The sequence below is a fragment of the Dactylosporangium sp. CA-139066 genome (assembly GCF_050936175.1).
Classification (GTDB): Bacteria; Actinomycetota; Actinomycetes; order Mycobacteriales; family Micromonosporaceae; genus Dactylosporangium.
The window spans coordinates 4919069-4935049 of the sequence record NZ_JBNJNH010000001.1 but is presented as its reverse complement, the minus strand read 5'-3'; the positions used below and the strand labels follow the sequence as shown (position 1 = coordinate 4935049).

At 74.3% G+C, this 15981-nt stretch carries 18 protein-coding genes; 5 read left to right on the top strand and 13 right to left on the bottom strand.

The features are described from left to right. Nucleotides 1–151: 151 nt before the first annotated feature. A complete protein-coding gene (locus ACQEVU_RS22570) occupies nt 152–964 on the top strand; it encodes a hypothetical protein (protein WP_433326591.1) in 813 nt (270 codons plus the stop codon). A gap of 9 nt (nt 965–973) precedes the next feature. Here the strand turns inward: ACQEVU_RS22570 and ctaD are convergent, their stop codons facing one another. The 4 genes from ctaD to ACQEVU_RS22550 are packed head-to-tail and all read right to left on the bottom strand — an operon-like array spanning nt 974 to nt 5163. Beyond that, nucleotides 974–2647: an aa3-type cytochrome oxidase subunit I gene (gene ctaD, locus ACQEVU_RS22565; RefSeq protein WP_433326589.1), complete on the bottom strand. Its 1674-nt coding sequence runs from the start codon at nt 2645–2647 to the stop codon at nt 974–976. Next, nucleotides 2640–4184 (bottom strand): cytochrome bc1 complex cytochrome b subunit, encoded by a 1545-nt coding sequence (gene qcrB, locus ACQEVU_RS22560; RefSeq protein ID WP_433326587.1) that lies wholly within the window; start codon nt 4182–4184, stop codon nt 2640–2642. The genes ctaD and qcrB overlap by 8 nt, the downstream gene beginning before the upstream one ends. Beyond that, the gene (locus ACQEVU_RS22555) at nt 4181–4600 is read right to left on the bottom strand and encodes a cytochrome c oxidase subunit 4 (protein ID WP_433326585.1); all 420 of its coding nucleotides are present in this window, start codon (nt 4598–4600) and stop codon (nt 4181–4183) included. Before ACQEVU_RS22555 ends, qcrB begins: the two co-directional genes overlap by 4 nt. 44 nt (nt 4601–4644) lie before the next feature. After that, on the bottom strand, nt 4645–5163 hold the full coding sequence (locus tag ACQEVU_RS22550; protein WP_433326583.1) for a vitamin K epoxide reductase family protein: 519 nt from the start codon (nt 5161–5163) through the stop codon (nt 4645–4647). A 123-nt stretch (nt 5164–5286) separates the two neighbouring features. On the opposite strand from ACQEVU_RS22550, the gene ACQEVU_RS22545 reads away from it, so the two are divergent. Continuing rightward, nucleotides 5287–6120, top strand: a complete 834-nt coding sequence (locus tag ACQEVU_RS22545; protein WP_433326581.1) for a glucose 1-dehydrogenase — start codon at nt 5287–5289, stop codon at nt 6118–6120. Between the two features lie 7 nt (nt 6121–6127). Here the strand turns inward: ACQEVU_RS22545 and ACQEVU_RS22540 are convergent, their stop codons facing one another. From ACQEVU_RS22540 to ACQEVU_RS22520, 5 genes are all read right to left on the bottom strand, one after another. Beyond that, on the bottom strand, nt 6128–6811 hold the full coding sequence (locus tag ACQEVU_RS22540; RefSeq protein WP_433326579.1) for a DUF6766 family protein: 684 nt from the start codon (nt 6809–6811) through the stop codon (nt 6128–6130). Between the two features lie 81 nt (nt 6812–6892). After that, nucleotides 6893–7306 carry a hypothetical protein gene (locus tag ACQEVU_RS22535; RefSeq protein WP_433326577.1) on the bottom strand — a complete coding sequence of 138 codons (414 nt, stop codon included), beginning with the start codon at nt 7304–7306 and terminating at the stop codon, nt 6893–6895. A 76-nt stretch (nt 7307–7382) separates the two neighbouring features. Further along, nucleotides 7383–7790 (bottom strand): DUF6158 family protein, encoded by a 408-nt coding sequence (locus ACQEVU_RS22530; protein WP_433326575.1) that lies wholly within the window; start codon nt 7788–7790, stop codon nt 7383–7385. 42 nt (nt 7791–7832) lie between these two features. Beyond that, nucleotides 7833–8972 carry a carboxylate-amine ligase gene (locus ACQEVU_RS22525; protein ID WP_433326573.1) on the bottom strand — a complete coding sequence of 380 codons (1140 nt, stop codon included), beginning with the start codon at nt 8970–8972 and terminating at the stop codon, nt 7833–7835. Next, the gene (locus ACQEVU_RS22520) at nt 8963–9937 is read right to left on the bottom strand and encodes a methyltransferase (protein WP_433326571.1); all 975 of its coding nucleotides are present in this window, start codon (nt 9935–9937) and stop codon (nt 8963–8965) included. Before ACQEVU_RS22520 ends, ACQEVU_RS22525 begins: the two co-directional genes overlap by 10 nt. 61 nt (nt 9938–9998) lie before the next feature. Between ACQEVU_RS22520 and ACQEVU_RS22515 the strand changes: the two genes are divergently transcribed. Then, nucleotides 9999–11045, top strand: a complete 1047-nt coding sequence (locus tag ACQEVU_RS22515) for an iron-containing redox enzyme family protein (RefSeq protein WP_433326569.1) — start codon at nt 9999–10001, stop codon at nt 11043–11045. Here the strand turns inward: ACQEVU_RS22515 and ACQEVU_RS22510 are convergent. After that, nucleotides 10997–11242: a CDGSH iron-sulfur domain-containing protein gene (locus ACQEVU_RS22510; RefSeq protein WP_433326567.1), complete on the bottom strand. Its 246-nt coding sequence runs from the start codon at nt 11240–11242 to the stop codon at nt 10997–10999. The genes ACQEVU_RS22515 and ACQEVU_RS22510 overlap by 49 nt on opposite strands. A 71-nt stretch (nt 11243–11313) precedes the next feature. Here ACQEVU_RS22510 and ACQEVU_RS22505 point away from each other — a divergent pair, with 71 nt between their 5' ends. Further along, nucleotides 11314–12198: a glycosyltransferase family 2 protein gene (locus ACQEVU_RS22505; RefSeq protein WP_433326565.1), complete on the top strand. Its 885-nt coding sequence runs from the start codon at nt 11314–11316 to the stop codon at nt 12196–12198. Nucleotides 12199–12436: 238 nt separating this feature from the next. Beyond that, entirely contained in the window at nt 12437–13255 is an 819-nt protein-coding gene (locus tag ACQEVU_RS22500; protein ID WP_433326563.1) for an MBL fold metallo-hydrolase, read from the top strand. Nucleotides 13256–13268: 13 nt separating this feature from the next. Here ACQEVU_RS22500 and ACQEVU_RS22495 read toward each other — a convergent pair whose 3' ends face one another. From ACQEVU_RS22495 to ACQEVU_RS22485, 3 genes are all read right to left on the bottom strand, one after another. After that, nucleotides 13269–14336 carry an NAD-dependent epimerase/dehydratase family protein gene (locus ACQEVU_RS22495; protein ID WP_433326561.1) on the bottom strand — a complete coding sequence of 356 codons (1068 nt, stop codon included), beginning with the start codon at nt 14334–14336 and terminating at the stop codon, nt 13269–13271. 229 nt (nt 14337–14565) lie between these two features. Further along, nucleotides 14566–15363, bottom strand: coding sequence for a DUF4142 domain-containing protein (locus tag ACQEVU_RS22490; protein WP_433326559.1), 798 nt, complete (start codon nt 15361–15363; stop codon nt 14566–14568). Between the two features lie 150 nt (nt 15364–15513). Beyond that, a complete protein-coding gene (locus tag ACQEVU_RS22485; RefSeq protein ID WP_433326557.1) occupies nt 15514–15975 on the bottom strand; it encodes an AAA family ATPase in 462 nt (153 codons plus the stop codon). Nucleotides 15976–15981 lie beyond the last annotated feature (6 nt).

Genomic DNA, 15981 nt, shown 5'->3' with positions numbered 1-15981 from the left:
CTGACGGCGGCCGTTTCATCGCGTTGCCGGCGGGAAGTGGGCACGCCGCATGAGCCGAATCTGTCGACCTTCAGAAGGTGGCGGCGCCCATGACCGATCCGGACCCACCACCCCCTGCGCCGGGCAGCGGCGCCCGCCACAGGGCCGAGCGTTGATCCGGCCGCCGCTGGAGCACCTCTTCGCGCGGGCGTCGGCCGAGGCGCTGCGCCACGGCGCCGTGCGGCCGCCGCGGCGGCACCCGGGCCTGGTGCTCGGCGCGGCGCACGGCTCGGCCGTCCACCTCGCGCTGGCCCTCGGGGTGCCCTGGCAGCCGCTCGACGGCGGCTGGCCGGCGGCGCTCGACGAGCACGTCGCGCCGAGCGGCACCGTGGTGCTGGTCCACGGACCGCGGCAGGTCGACCGGGGCACGGCCCGGGCCCTCTTCGACGCCTGCCGGCGCCGGCGGCTGACCGCCCGCGAGGTGCTCTACTCGAGCGCGGCCGCGCTCAGCGCCGCCGTCGCCGACCTGTACCGCCACTGGCTGCGCGCCGACGGCCGCACCGGCAACCGGCTCGTCGTCGAGTGCGGCCGGCTCGTGGACCCGTGGAACGTGCTGCGGGCCGGGCTGGTGCCGTACTGGTGCCGGGAGCCGACCTGGGACACCGTGCAGGAGCTGTGCTGGTGGCTGGCCGGCAGCGAGCCGTTCACCGCCATCGAGGCGTTCCCGGAGCCGCCGGGCGCGCACCGGCCGAGCACCGCGCCGCTGGACAGCTGGCGGGCGGCGGCCGCGTTCGCCACCCGCCGGGGCGTCGTCGACGGCCGCTGCACCCGCCGCTACCCGACCGGCACCGTGCCGCCCGGGCACGCGACCAAGGTGCTGGCCCGCCAGCCGTACGACCTGCCGCTGCTCGCGCCGCTGCGCCCGGACGACGCGCTGGGCCGCCTCGCCGGACCCGACACGGCGCCGGGGCTGCTGGTGCGCTGAGGGGCCGGCTCAGACCTTCGTACCGGTCGAGTCGCCGTGGACGGCGTCGAAGACCGGGCGGTTGGAGCGGATGCGGGGCAGGGTGGTGAAGTTGTGCCGCGGCGGCGGGCACGTGGTCGCCCACTCCAGCGAGTTCGTGTACCCCCAGGGGTCGTTGCCCTCGACCAGGCGGCCGAAGCGGTAGGAGGACCACAGGTTGTACAGCAGCGGCAGCATCGACAGGCCCAGGATCAACGCGCCGATGCTCGAGATGGTGTTGTACGTGGTGAAGCCGTCCGACGGCAGGTAGTCCGCGTACCGGCGCGGCATGCCCCTCGTGCCGAGCCAGTGCTGGACGAGGAACGTGGTGTGGAAGCCGACGAAGGTGAGCCAGAAGTGCAGCTTGCCGAGGCGCTCGCCGAGCATCCGGCCGGTGATCTTCGGGAACCAGAAGTACAGGCCGCCGAACGCGGCGAACACGATCGTGCCGAACAGCACGTAGTGCATGTGGGCGACGACGAAGTACGTGTCGGAGACGTGGAAGTCCACCGGCGGCGAGGCCAGCAGCACGCCGGACAGGCCGCCGAAGAGGAACGTCACGAGGAAGCCCAGCGACCACAGCATCGGCGTCGGGAACGTCAGCTGGCCGTGCCACATCGAGCCGATCCAGTTGAAGAACTTGATGCCGGTGGGCACGGCGATGAGGTACGACAGGAACGAGAAGAACGGCAGCAGCACGTTGCCGGTGACGAACATGTGGTGCGCCCACACGCTCATGGACAGCAGCGCGATGGCGATGGTGGCCCCGACGAGGCCCTTGTAGCCGAAGATCGGGCGGCGCGAGAAGACCGGCAGGATCTCGGTGACGATGCCGAAGAACGGCAGCGCCACGATGTAGACCTCGGGATGGCCGAAGAACCAGAAGAGGTGCTGCCACAGCAGCGGACCGCCGACCGCGGGGTCGTACACGTGCGCGCCGAGCTTGCGGTCGATCTCCAGGACCAGCAGCGCGGCGGTCAGCACCGGGAACGCCAGGAGCACCATGAACGCGGTGGCGAAGATGTTCCAGGTCAGGATCGGCATCCGGAACATCGTCATCCCGGGCGCACGCAGCGTGAGCACGGTCGTGATCATGTTGACGGCGCCGATCACCGTGCCGGCGCCGGACACGACCAGGCCCATGATCCACAGGTCGGAGCCGACGCCGGGCGAGTTGATCTCGCTGTTGAGCGGCGCGTAGGCGAACCAGCCGAAGTCGGCGGCGCCGCCCGGGCTCGCGAAGCCGCCGAGCGCGACGAGGCCGCCGGTGAGGTACAGCCAGTAGGCCAGGGCGTTGAGCCGCGGGAAGGCGACGTCGGCCGCGCCGATCTGCAGCGGCACGAGGAAGTTGCCGAAGCCGAAGACGAGCGGGGTCGCGAACAGCAGCAGCATGATCGTGCCGTGCATGGTGAACAGCTGGTTGTACTGCTCGGTCGAGAGGAACTGCAGCCCCGGCCGGGCGAGCTCGGCCCGCATCAGCAGCGCCAGGATGCCGCCGACGATGAAGAAGCCGAACGACGTCACCAGGTACAGCACGCCGATCCGCTTGGCGTCGGTGGTCCCGAGGGCCTCGACGACCCGGCCGCCCGGCGCGACGCGCCGGCGCGGCCCCGGCAGGCTCGGGGTGTGCACCGGGTCGACGGGCACCACCCTGCGGTCAGTCATCGGCGGTCTCCTTCGCGGGCGCCTTCTCCAGCTCCGCCTTGTCCGGGGCCCGCTCCAGGGCGGGACGGTTGACGCCGAGGCGCTGCATGCGCTTCGGCACGGCCCAGCCCGCGTACGGCAGCGGCAGCTCGCCCGGCCGGGCGAGGGGCTGTTCGATCTCGCGGTATTCCCCGTCGGGCGTGCGGATGACGATCCCGGTCTCCAGGCCGTGGGCGAGCCGCTTGCGGTCCTGCTGCTGGAAGCCCAGGCACAGGCGGCGGGTGAGGTAGAAGGCGAGCGGCGGCAGCACGACCGCGCCGATACGCCCGGCCCAGACCATCGCGTTGAGGCTGATGTGGAACTTGTCGGCGAGGACGTCGTTGGCGGCCGAGACGGTCAGCACCATGAAGAAGGTGACGGCCATGGCGCCGACCGCCGCGCGGGTGGGCGCGTCGCGCGGGCGCTGCAGCAGGTTCTGGTAGCCCTGCCCGCGGTGGCGCCAGGCGTGGCCGAACGGGTAGGCGAGGGCGAGCCCGGTGAGCACGCCGGGCAGCACGACGCCGGGCCAGAAGACCGGGGACAGTGTGTAGCCGAACGCGCGGATCTCCCACGGCGGCATGAGCCGCAGGCCGCCGTCGAGGAACATGACGTACCAGTCGGGCTGGCTGGCCGCGGTGACCACCGCGGACTCGTAGGGGCCGAACAGCCACAGCGGGTTGATCTGCACCAGCCCGCCGAGCCCGGCCAGCATCGCGAACACCATGAGCGCGAGCCCGGTCGAGCGGCCGGCGAAGCCCGGCACCATCCGCTCGCCGACGACGTTGTCGTTCGTGCTCCCCGCCCGCGGCCACTGGGTGTGCTTCTGCTTCACGACCAGGCCGAGGTGCACGGTGATGAGCGCCACGAGGGCGCCGGGCACGAGCAGGACGTGGACGATGTACAGCCGCCCGATGATCACCTCGCCCGGGAACTCGCCGCCGAACAGCGCGTTGGACGCCCAGGTGCCGATGATCGGCAGCGACTCGACGATGCTGGCCGCGATGCGCAGGCCGGTGCCGGACAGGCCGTCGTCGGGCAGCGAGTAGCCGGCGAAGCCCTCGATGAACCCGAGCCAGAACATGAAGATGCCGATGACCCAGTTGACCTCGCGCGGCTTGCGGAACGCCCCGGTGAGGAAGATGCGGCCCATGTGCACGACGATCGCGGCCATGAACAGGTCCGCCGCCCAGTGGTGCATCTGGCGCAGGAACAGCCCGCCGCGTATGTCGAAGCTGATCTGCAGCGCGGAGTCGTACGCCGCCGACATCGGCAGCCCGCGCAGCGGGGTGTAGGAGCCGTCGTAGTGCACCACCCGCATCGACGGGTCGAAGAACAGCGCGAGCACGGTGCCGGTCAGCAGGAGCGCGATGAAGGAGTACAGCGCCAGCTCGCCCAGCATGAACGTCCAGTGGTCCGGGAAGACCTTGTTCAGGATGCCCCGCAGCGGTGTGGCGGCCTGGAAGCGCTCGTCGAGGGCGATGGCCGCCGCGCGGGCAGCCCGCCGGGACCGGTGCCTCACCGCGACTCCGGCGCGCCGGCGTAGAACTCGAAGACCAGCCCCGCCGTGGCGAGCAGCAGGGCGATGATGGCCGCGCCGAGCAGCCACCACTGGCTGACCGCGATGCCGACCGCGCCGGCGGAGACCGACACCGCGATGCCGAACGGCCAGAACCCGGGCGGCGCGAAGAACCCGACCGTCCCCGCGCCGTCGGCGATCTCGGCGCCGGGCCGGTCCTCGGGCCGCAGCGGCATCCGCCGCGCGACCAACCAGCAGTAGCTCCCGCACAGCGTGCTCATGAGGCCGGACACGCCGAGCGCCAGCGTGCCCGCCCACTCCGGATGCGCCGCCCCGAGGCCGGTCCACCACATGTAGACGCCGGTCGTGACCAGCAGAAACAGCGCGATGACCCCGAACACCTTCGCTTCGGTCCGCACGGACACCTCCCCACAGGGGCGCCTCTAACCCAGCCGCGGCCGATTCAAACAACCTGCCCGCGAATCGCCCGCGACCAGGTGAGCCCGTAGCGCCGCCCGCGCCGCAGCTGCCCCCAGGCGACCACGACCTCCTCGGCGACGAACAGCGGAATGGTCAGCGACAGCGCCGCGGAGACCAGGCACAGCGTGCAGAAGGCGTGCAGCACGAAGATCTGCATCGCCACGAGCCCGATCGCGGTGACGGCCATGGCGGCCGACACGAGCCCGAGCAGCAGCACGTGCCAGGGCCGCCGCCAGCGGGACAGGCCCCCGGTGACCTCCAGGACGAGCTCGATCAGGTACGCCACCGCGCCGAGCGCGGCGTCACGCACGGGCAGCGACCGCGAGAACGCCGAGTCGAGCACCTTCACGCTGCCGTCGCCGAACCACGGGTCCCACACGGTGTCCGTCAGCCCGTACTGGAAGAACGCGAGCTGCATCGACACGAGGAACCCGGCCAGCGCCAGCACCGCCACGGCCACCCGCCGCGGCAACCCCGACGGCCCGTCGAACCAGCGCCACACGATCGCCACCTCCCGCCTGTCCGTTTCCCCGCGACGGGCCCGCTCAACCGGACACCGGCGGGCAGGCGGCGCAGATGCCTCCTGAGCTTGTTTTCCGTGCCGGGGCCCGGGTAACGGCCGACCATGCCCGAACCTCAGCAGCAGCCACCCGGCACGATCGCCGCGATGGCCGAGAAGCCGGACCACGGCGAGCACAGCTACCGCGGCAGCGGCCGCCTCAACGGCAAGACCGCGGTCATCACCGGTGGCGACAGCGGCATCGGCCGGGCCGTCGCGATCGCGTTCGCTCGCGAGGGCGCCGATGTCCTCATCGCGTACCTCGACGAGCACGACGACGCCCGCGACACCGCCGGGTGGGTGCAGGAGGCGGGGCGCCGGGCCGTGCTGGTGCCCGGCGACCTCGCCGGGCGCGAGCACTGCGAGACGGTCGTCGCCACCGCCGTGCGCGAGTTCGGGCACATCGACGTGCTGGTCAACAACGCCGCCTACCAGATGACCCACGAGAGCGTCGAGGAGATCACCGACGAGGAGTGGACGCGCACGTTCGACATCAACATCCATGCCATGTTCCGGCTGGTGAAGGCGGCGCTGCGCAGCCTGCCGGAGGGCGCGTCGATCATCAACACCAGCTCGGTCAACTACGACATGCCGCGCCCGACGCTGCTGCCGTACGCGACCACGAAGGGCGCGATCGCGAACTTCACCGCGGGCCTGGCCCAGCTGCTCGGCCCGCGCGGCGTGCGGGTCAACGCGGTCGCCCCCGGCCCCGTCTGGACCCCGCTGATCCCGTCGACGATGCCGCCGGAGCAGGTCGAGGAGTTCGGCCGCAACACCCCGCTGGGCCGGCCGGGGCAGCCCGCCGAGGTCGCACCGGTGTACGTCCTGCTGGCCTCGGGCGAGGCGAGCTACATCTCCGGCGCGGTCGTGCCGGTCACCGGCGGCAAACCCATCCTCTGACCGCGCCTCAGCCCTCGACGCCGGTGGCATCGTGGGCCGCGCCGACCGGCTTGGACTCCGGGGAGCCGCGCTGGCGCAGGTAGATGGACAGGATCGCCATCGACGCCACGGCCAGCAGCTCCGACTGCCAGTTCTGCAGGGTGCGGTTCCAGAAGTCGGGCTCGGTCAGGTACTTCGCCCAGCTGACCGGGTCCTGCAGCCGGCTGAGCTGCCGCTCGTTGAACGACGTCACGCCGGCGACCGACTGCGCCAGCCAGGACAGCAGGAAGATCAGGCCCATCACGAGGCCGAGCGAGTTGGACAGCAGCCACCGGCGCGAGCCGCCGGCCCGCGCCCACGACGGCGACTCCCCGCCGGCGTGCGCGCCGACCTGCTGGTCCGCGTCCGACTCGGTGCCGGCCTCGTCCAGCGACTTGGACTCCGGGGAGCCCTTCTGCAGCAGCCAGACGGTCAGCACGATGTACAGGAAGAACTGCAGGTACTCCGACTGCCAGTTCTCCGCCACGTCCGCCGCGAACGACGCCGAGGTCAGGTACCGCCCCAGCGACACCGGCGGCAGGCCGTCGGTGAGCTGGTCGGCGTTGAACTGGGCGTGCCCGGCCACGCCCTGCCCGGCCAGCGCCAGCAGGAACAGCACCCCGAAGACCAGCCCGAGCGAGTGCTCGCGGATCCACCGCCGCCGCGCGCTCACCGGTGCATCGCCCCGATCACGAAGAAGTACGCCAGCCCGACCGCGATCACGCCGAGGCACAACGCGAACAGTGTGCGCATGTCAGCCTCCCTGGACCGCGCAGTCGTACGGCCGCTGCCCGCGCGAGCGGCAGCCGGCCGCGGCGACGCGCCAGCCGCCCGGGAACATGGCCAGGAACACGGTGCCGTCGCCGTCGGCGGCGCTGAGGGCGACCTTGGCCCACTGCCCGTCGATGTCCACACCCGTCACGGCGCCCGGGCCGGGCAGGTGCTCGTCGCCGATCGCGTCCGCGCAGGCCTTGCCGGCGGACTTCGCGACCGCGTCCGCGGTACCGGGCGCCAGCAGCGCGCAGGCGGCCGTGCCGTCACCGTCCCGGACGTGCTGCAGCAGCCGCACCGCCACGTCGGCCGCGGCATCGCGCCGCCCCGGTGCGGTGGCGCATGCGCTCAGGGCGAGCAGTGCGAGCGCCGCGGGCCAGAAACGCAGTAGCCTCATGGGCATTGCATTCCCCGCCGTGGCGTCGGTCAATCGGCGTTGCGCGCCGGGCCGTGGCCGGCGAGCGGGTCGCGATCTATGACGGCCCACCCGACCGCAGCCGCCGCGGGTCCACGGCGCGGTCGGGGAAGCGGCGCAGGAACTCGGCCTCCAGCTCCTCGGTGCGCGCGTCATGGTTGGCCAGAGCCTGCGCCGAGCCGTGGCGGAACGTGTCGTCGCGGGTCTCGTGCAGGTGGCCGAGCTCCCGGGACAGGTCGTCGTCGGTCAGCTCGGCGGCCGGCACGCCGACGCCGTCGCCCGTGTCCTGGCCGGCCAGCGCGTCCAGGACCTCGTCGTAGCTGTACTCGCCCTCGGGCAGCGAGCCGAGCCGCTCGACGGCACCGGCGGGCGCGTCGGCGGCCACCGCGTGCCGGCGCAGCTCGCCGGCGCTCAGCCGCTCCCGCCCGGCGTAGAGGCCGTCGAGCAGCTTCTCAACCTCATCCATGCCCGAACCGTTACCCGCCCGCCGTCGCGCGGAACATCGGGCTCAGCCGCTCGTTGTCGCCGCGGCGAGGTCGTCCAGCACCGCCGGCAGGCCGCCGCGGGCGTGGACGCGGCGCTGGCGGGTCGCGCCGTTGCCGCGCTCGCGCAGCGCGGCCAGGCCCGCGCGCACGGTCTCGCGGTCGTCGTGGCGCTCCAGCGCGGGCCCGGTCCGGGCGACGAGCTCGTCGACCAGCTGCCAGGCCGGCCGGGGCTCGCGCACGCGCAGGTCGGTCAGCGTGCCGTCCAGGCCGGCGTGGGCGGCGTTCCAGTGGGCCGCCCGCAGCAGGTGCTCCGGCGGGCGCAGGGCCGGGCGCCCGGCGGCGACGTCGGCGACGGCGGTCGCGACCAGCCCGCGCACGAGGGCGGCGACGAGGACGGTGTCGTCGGCGGTCGGGCACACGTCGCCGACGCGCACCTCCACCGTCGGGTACCGCGACGACGGCCGCGCCCACCACAGCACCATCGAGGCGTCGAGCATGACGCCGGTGTCGACCAGTTCCTGCACGGTGCGGTCGTAGTCCTCGGGCGAGTCGAGGTACGGCGCCGGCCCGAGGCTCGGCCAGCGCTCCAGCGCGATGGCCCGCCAGCTGGCGTGCCCGGTGTCGGCGCCGGCGTGGAAGGGCGAGTTCGCGGTGATCGCCTGCACGACCGGCAGCCAGGGCCGGATCGCGTTGCACGCCTGGATGGCCAGCGCCCGGTCCGGCACGCCGACGTGGACGTGGACGCCGCACAGCGCGGGGTCGTGGGCGATGGGCCCGTAGTGCCGCGCGATCGCGTGGAACCGCGGCGTGTCGACGACCGCCCGGTCCGGCTCGGCCACCGGCGTCGCCCCGACCGCCACCAGCCGGGCGCCGACGGCGGCGGCGGACCCGGCCGCCGCCCGCCGGTTGTCCAGCAGGTGCCCCCGCAGCCGCCGCGCGTCCGTGCACACGGGCGTGACCATCTCGAACATGCTGCGGCGGAACTCGGACCGGCTGCGCTCGTGCATCGCCGGCGGCAGCGTCAGGCGCGCCTGCTCGGCCACCGGCCGGTTGGCCCACGTGTCGGGGTCCAGCAGCAGGAACTCCTCCTCGACGCCGAACGTGAACGGGCGGCGGGCCACCTCGGCGGCGATCTCGGCCGGCCGGGCCGCGGTCAGCGACATGAGTGCTCCTCCCCCGGTCGCGTCGCGGTCAGCACGACGAGCGCGATCCGGTCGGCGTGGGCGTAGGCGGGGTCTTCGAGGTTCTCGCCGTACGCGTCCGGGTCGACCTCCCGGTAGGTCCACTGCAGGCCGGTGCCGGCCAGCCGGCCGGCCACGGCGGCGCGCAGCGGGTCGCGGCCCTCGACGACGCCGGTGCCGGCGAAGAGCACCAGGGACCCGCCCGGGGCGAGCCGCCCGGCCGCCGCCGACACGAGCGCCAGCGGCACGTCGTGACCGTGCTCGCCGCCGCCGTCGCGGTAGGCCCGCCGCTGCGGGTCGATCATGAACGGCGGGTTCGAGACGATCAGGTCGAAGTCCCCGGGCACGTCGTCGAGCAGGTCGCTGCGCGCGACACGGACGTTGCCGGCGCCCGCCGCGGCGGCGTTGACGCGGCTCAGCTGCAGCGCGGCCGGGTTGATGTCGACGGCGAGGACCTCGGCGCCGGGCAGCCGCTTCGCGACCGTCACGGCGACGGCGCCGCTGCCGCACCCGACGTCGACGACCCGCCGCGGCGGCTCGGCGCGCCCCGCCAGGTGCTCCAGCACGGCGTCGGCGGTGCGGTGGGTGTCGGGCCCGAAGAACACCGCGTCCGCCTCGGCCGGCGGGAACGCGGAGTGCACGAACAGCTCGCCGCCGTAGCCGGAGACGCGCACGGCGCTTCGCCACAGCGCGCCGTCGCGGCGCAGCGCACCGGCCCGGTCCAGCGCGTCCACCACGTCCGGCGGCAGGTCGGCCCGGTCGAACGGCCGGCTCCAGCCCAGCGCGTCGGCGACGGTGCGGCCGCGGCCGGCGCCGTAGCGGCGGTTGACCCGCTCGTGCGTGGCCGGCGTGACGGTCGTGAACCGGTAGCCGGCCGAGCGCAGGACGGTGACCAGCCGGAGCAGCTCGGCGTCGGCGAGCGGCGAGGCGGGCGCGACTGACGTCATGCGCGTACGTTCCCCCGAGAATTCCCGCTTAACCGACCCGGTCGCGGGAATCCCCTCACCCATGCAGCTACCGCAGCCCAGAGGGCCGATCTCGGCGGGCCTCGTCGACGCGCTGGCCCGCGCACCCCACGACCTCCCCGACTCCCTGGCCGCCGCGGCGGGCGCCGCGGGCGGCGACCTCGACGACGAGGACCTGCAGCTGAGCCTGCACGTGTGCTACGAGCTGCACTACCGCGGCTTCGACGGCGTCGACGAGGACTGGGAGTGGCACCCGTCGCTGCTGGCCGTGCGCCGGGCCGCGGAGCGGCGCTTCGAGGCCGCGCTGCGCCGGCTCGTGCCCGTCCCGGCGGCCGTCCCCCCGGCGCAGGTGCCGGGGGCGCTGGCCGCCCTCGTCGAGGCCGACGACGGGCCGGGGCTGTCGAAGTACCTCACCGCGCGGGCGACGCTGGAGCAGTTCCGCGAGTTCGTCATGCACCGCTCGATCTACCACCTGCGCGAGGCCGACCCCCACACGTGGGCCATCCCGCGGCTGGCCGGCCGGGCCAAGGCGGCCCTGGTCGAGGTCCAGGCCGACGAGTACGGCGGCGGCCGCCCGGAGCGCATGCACGCCGAGCTGTTCCGCACCACGATGGACCGGCTCGGCCTGGACACCGCCTACGGCGCCCACCTGGACGCGGTACCGGCGGTCACGCTGGCCACGAACAACCTGATGTCGCTGTTCGGGCTGCACCGCCGGCTGCGCGGGGCGGTGCTGGGCCACCTGGCGGCGTTCGAGATGACGTCCTCGCTGCCCAACCGCCGCTACGGCAACGGCCTGCGCCGCCTCGGCGGCGACGACGACGCCACCCGGTTCTACGACGAGCACGTCGAGGCCGACGCGGTGCACGAGCAGATCGCGGCGCACGACCTGTGCGGCGGGTTCTGCGCGGACCTGCCGGAGCGGGAACGCGAGCAGCAGACGTCGCTGCTGCTCTTCGGCGCCGCGTGCGCGCTGGCCCTCGACGGGCGCTTCGCCGCGCACCTGCTGCAGCGCTGGGAGGCGGGCGAGAGCTCGCTGCGTCAGCCGGAGTCCAGCGGCCGGTCGCTCGTCGGCGCGCTCGGCGCCTGAAAGCCGATCGACTTGTGCGTGCCGTCGCAGAACGGCTTGATCGCGGAGGCGCCGCACCGGCACAGCGCCACGGTGCGGCGCCCGGGGTCGATGACCTCGCCGTCCTGGGTCAGCAGCTCGAACGAGCCCCGCAGCAGCAGCGGCCCGTCCGCGCAGGCCGTCAGCGAGGCCGCGGCGCCGTCCGGATTCCTATCCACCTCGCTGGTGGTTCCCGCCGATCGACCGCGCAAACTGTTTGATCGCCGGGCGGCGGGTCAGTGCTCCAGGCGTGACCGAGGTGACGGTTGTGATCGCCACCCGCGACCGGCGCGCCGGCCTGGAGCGCACGCTGCGCGAGCTGCGCGGCGACGCCGAGGCGCCGGCGACGGTCGTCGTCGACAACGGTTCCGGTGACGGTACGCCGGACATGCTCGCCGCCCGCTTCCCCGACGTCCGGGTGCTGGCACTGGGCCGCAACGCCGGGGCGGTGGCGCGCAACCACGGCGTCGCGGCGGCCCGGACACCCTACGTCGCCTTCGCCGACGACGACTCGTGGTGGGCGCCCGGCGCGCTGGCCCGCGCGGCGCGCCACCTCGACGCCGCCCCGCGGCTCGCCCTCGTGGCGGCCCGCACGCTCGTCGGCCCCGGCGAGTGGCTCGACCCGATGTCGGCGTTCATGGCCCAGGCGCCGCTGGGCACCCCCGACGACCTGCCCGGCCCGTCGGTGCTGGGCTTCCTGGCCTGCGCCGCGGTGGTCCGCCGGGACGCGTTCCTGGCCTGCGGTGGCTTCGACCCGGTGGTGTTCTTCATGGGCGAGGAGGCCCGGGTGACGCTGGACCTGCGCACCGCCGGGTGCGGGCTGGCCTACTGCGACGACGTCGTCGCCCACCACCATCCGCGGGCCGACGCCGCCGGCCGGGCCGCGAAGCGGCTGCTGGCCGCGCGCAACCGGGCCCTCACCGCATGGATGCGCCGCCCGGCCCGCATCGCCGTGCGGGAGAGCGTCGCGCTGCTGACGGCCGCGCGGGCGGACCCGGCCGCCCGCGGCGCCGCATGGCAGCTGCTGCGCCGGCTGCCGGGCGCGCTGGCCCGCCGGCGCCCCGTCCCGGCCGAGGTCGAGCGGGAACTCGCCGCGCTCGCCGCCGCCGAGCAGCGCCATTGTGCGGCATCGTGAGGGCGAGCAGCGCCTTTGCGCGGCACCGTGAGGGCGAGCAGCGCCTTTGCGCGGCACCGTGAGGGCGAGCAGCGCCTTTGCGCGGCACCGTGAGGGCGAGCAGCGCCTTTGCGCGGCACCGTGAGGGCGAGCAGCGCCTTTGCGCGGCACCGTGAGGGCGAGCAGCGCCTTTGCGCGGCACCGTGAGGGCGAGCAGCGCCTTTGTGTGGCGCCGTGAGGGGCGGGTAGCCGAACCCACATGACCGAAACCGAGGCAACCTTCATCGGTACCGCGACGGTCCTGCTGCGGCTGGGCCGGTTCACGGTCCTCACCGACCCGAATTTCCTGCACAAGGGCCAGCGCGCCTACCTCGGCCACGGCCTGTGGACCCGGCGGCGCACCGAGCCCGCGCTGGACGTCGACGAGCTGCCGGCGCTCGACGGGATCGTGCTGTCGCACCTGCACGGCGACCACTTCGACCGGGTCGCCCGGCACGGGCTGCCGCAGGACGTGCCCATCGCGACCACGCGCCCGGCCGCGCGGCGGCTGCGCCGCTGGCAGTTCGACCGCGCCGTCGGGCTGCCCGACTGGGGGGACGTCGTGTGGTACCGCGGAAACGAGGCCCTGCGGGTCACCGCCGTCCCCGCCCGGCACGGCCCGACGGGGGTGCACCTGGCGATGCCGGCCACGATGGGCAGCGTCCTGGACTGGGAGCGCGACGGCGAGCGGCGCCTGCGCCTCTACATCAGCGGCGACACCCGCTACAACCCGCGGGTCCTGCGCGACATCCCGGAGCGCTTCGGCGACATCGACGCCGCGCTGCTGCACCTCGGCGGCACGCGCATTCTCGGGGTACTGGTGACGATGAACGCCCGCGACGGCCTCGCGCTGTCCCGGCTGGTGCGGCCCCGGCGGATCGTGCCGATCCACTACGACGACTACACGGTGTTCCGCGAGTCGCTGCCGCCCTTCCTGCGTCTGGCCGCGGCGAGCGAGTTCGCGGACGCGGTCCAGCCGGTCCTGCGGGGGCAGACGATCGACCTGCTCGAGCCCGCGGTCAGCGGCGCCCGTCCGTAGGGGGCCGCCGGTCTCAGTACGGGTTGCCCGTCCCCGGCAGCCGGCCGTGCAGCAGCAGGGCGGCCAGGCGGCCGGGGCTGCGCGGGTCGCCGGACAGCGGCGCGGTCGCGGCGTGGGCGCGCGTGGCCATGCCCGTGGTGAGCTCCCGCAGCGCCTCGGTGGCGTCGATCGACGGCCGCCAGCCGAGCTCGGTGGTCGCCCGCGTCGTGGCCAGCAGCGGGGCGCACAGCGCGAGCTGCACCCAGCCGGCGTCGACCGGCTGCAGGCGCAGCCGCCAGCTCGCGTCCGCCCCGGTGCGCAGCAGCGTCGCCGGGACCGGGAACGTGCGGCCGTGGAACAGCTCGGCGGCCACCCGCGGCGTGAGGACCGGCTCGGCGGCGATGTTGAAGGCGCCGCGCACGTCGGCGCTCAGCGCCCGCGCATACGCGTCGGCGACGTCGTCGGCGTGCACGGCCTGCAGGCGCAGCCGGGGATGGTCCGGGATCAGCGGTACGCGGCCGAAGCGCAGCAGCCGCACGGGCGCCAGCGGCCCGAGGAAGTAGCGGGCGATCTCGGTGCCCGCGGCGCGCTGGAAGATCAGGCCCGGGCGCAGGCGCACCACCCGCAGCCGGTCCTCGACGCCGTCGAGCAGCCGCTCCATGGCGACCTTGTCCCGGCTGTACGACGACGCGGCGACACCGGTGGCCAGCCAGTCCTCGCCGACGAGCCGGTCCTTGGGGCCCGGGGCGTAGACGCCGACCGACGAGGCCGCCACGAGCGCGCCGACGCCGGCCCGCACCGCGGCGGTGACGACCGCGCGGCTGCCGTCGACGTTCGTGCGCCGCAGCGCCGCCCGGTCGTGGCTCGGCTGGATCTGCCACGCCAGGTGCACGACGGCGTCGGCCCCGCCGAACACCGTGGTCAGCGCCTCGGCGGCGTCCGGCGCCCCGACGTCGCACGCGTGCCACTCCACGCCCGCGTACTCCGGCCCGTCCGGCGGCCGGCGGGCCACCCCGGCGAGATGGTGCCCGCCCTCGGCCCGCAGCCGCCGCAGCAGCGCCGTGCCCGCGTTGCCCGATGCGCCGACGACCACGATCCGCATGCCGCCACCGCCTTCTCTTCGCCGGTCCCCCGCGCGCCCGGTTGCGGATATGTCCGCCACTGCGTGACGGACATATCCGACATATCGGTTATGCGCGTTTCCGAGAGTATGTCGCGGCGCGACCGAGCCCGGGAGCGCTCTGCTGGATTTCACGGTTCGAGCCGCCGCGCCGCGACGACCGGCCCGTTTCCCGCGCTGCCGGGGCGCAAACAAACCCGGTCCGGGCGGCTTACGGTACCGGCGCGGTGGTCGGCGACGCGGCCGGCGTCGGGCGCCGGGTCGGCCACAGGGTCGGCAGCGGCAGGCGCGTCGGCAGCCATGTCGGCAGGACGGTCGGGCGTGTCGTCGGCCGCGCGGTCGGGGTGCCGGTCGGGGTGACCGTCGGCCGGTGGCTCGGGCGGCCGGTCGGCCACATCGTCGGATGCGCCGTCGGGTGGTGGGTCGGCCTCGTCGTCGGCACCGGCCACGGAATCGGCCACGGCGGGCTCGGCTGCCCGATCGGGCCGGTGCCGTTGTCGTTGCCGGTGCCGCAGGTCAGGTTCTTCACGTTCGTGGCGGCCGTCGCGCGATGCTCGCGCAGGGCCGGCAGCGTGTCGCGGGCGAACGCGCGCAGCTTCGAGTTCTGGCCGTCGGCGGCCTCGCGCTCGAACAGGCCGACGTCGGCGACGTGGTCGGCGTACATCATGGGCGCGTACGAGCAGTCGAACGCCGCGCCGGCCAGCGACGACCACTGGCTGAGGATGGCCCGCTGCACGCTGTCGGGCGAGCCGGGAACGCTGATGCCGAGACTGTCGGCCAGGGCCGTCAGCTTGTCGCCGGCCTTGCTGTGGTCGGTGACCATGCGCCGGCCGAACGCTCTCAGCGCCGGGTCCGACGCCCGGTCGCCGGCGAGCACGCCGGCCGCGACCTCGAAGGCGCCGCCGTGGCCGGCCGCGTCGACGAACGCGCGGTCCTGGGCCGACAGGTCGGTGGCGGCGGCCTCGGCGGGCGCGGCAGCGGCGGCGACGGCGAGCAGGGACGCCGCCACGGTACAGACCTTGACACTCAACGGGACGCGCATGCGTGCGCCCTCCAATCGTGCGGACCGAACAGATGCCGCAACTCTCTGTAACCGAACGACTACAAATCTAACGCAAGGCTCGGTTGCAAAACGCGAGGTCGCCGAACGGCGGGCCGACTACGCCGGGTGGCGGCCGTCGAACAGCGCGAGCTCGCCGGCGTCGGGTGCCTCGAACAGCGGGGCGTGCTCGTCGAGCATCGCGCGGGTGATCGGCCTCGCGTCGGCGCGGGCCGCCAGCCGCCGGGCCAGCTCGTCCAGCGGCACGTCGAGGTAGTGCAGCTGGACCGAGGCGCCGAGCGCGCGGGCGCCGAGGCGCTTCTCGTCGCGGTCCGCGCGCAGCCAGAAGCCCGACTCCAGGATCACGCTGCGGCCCAGCCGCAGCAGATCCTGCGCCAGCCGCCAGAACTGCCGCTCCAGCCGGATGCGGGCCGCGACGTCGAACAGGTCGATGTCCAGCGCGGCCATCCACTCGTCGGCGCACAGGCGCACCGCCGGGACCTCGCCGGCCAGGCGCCGGGCCAGGGTCGTCTTGCCGGCGCCGGGCAACCCGCACAGCAGGTACAGCGTCGGTCGATCCACGTCCCT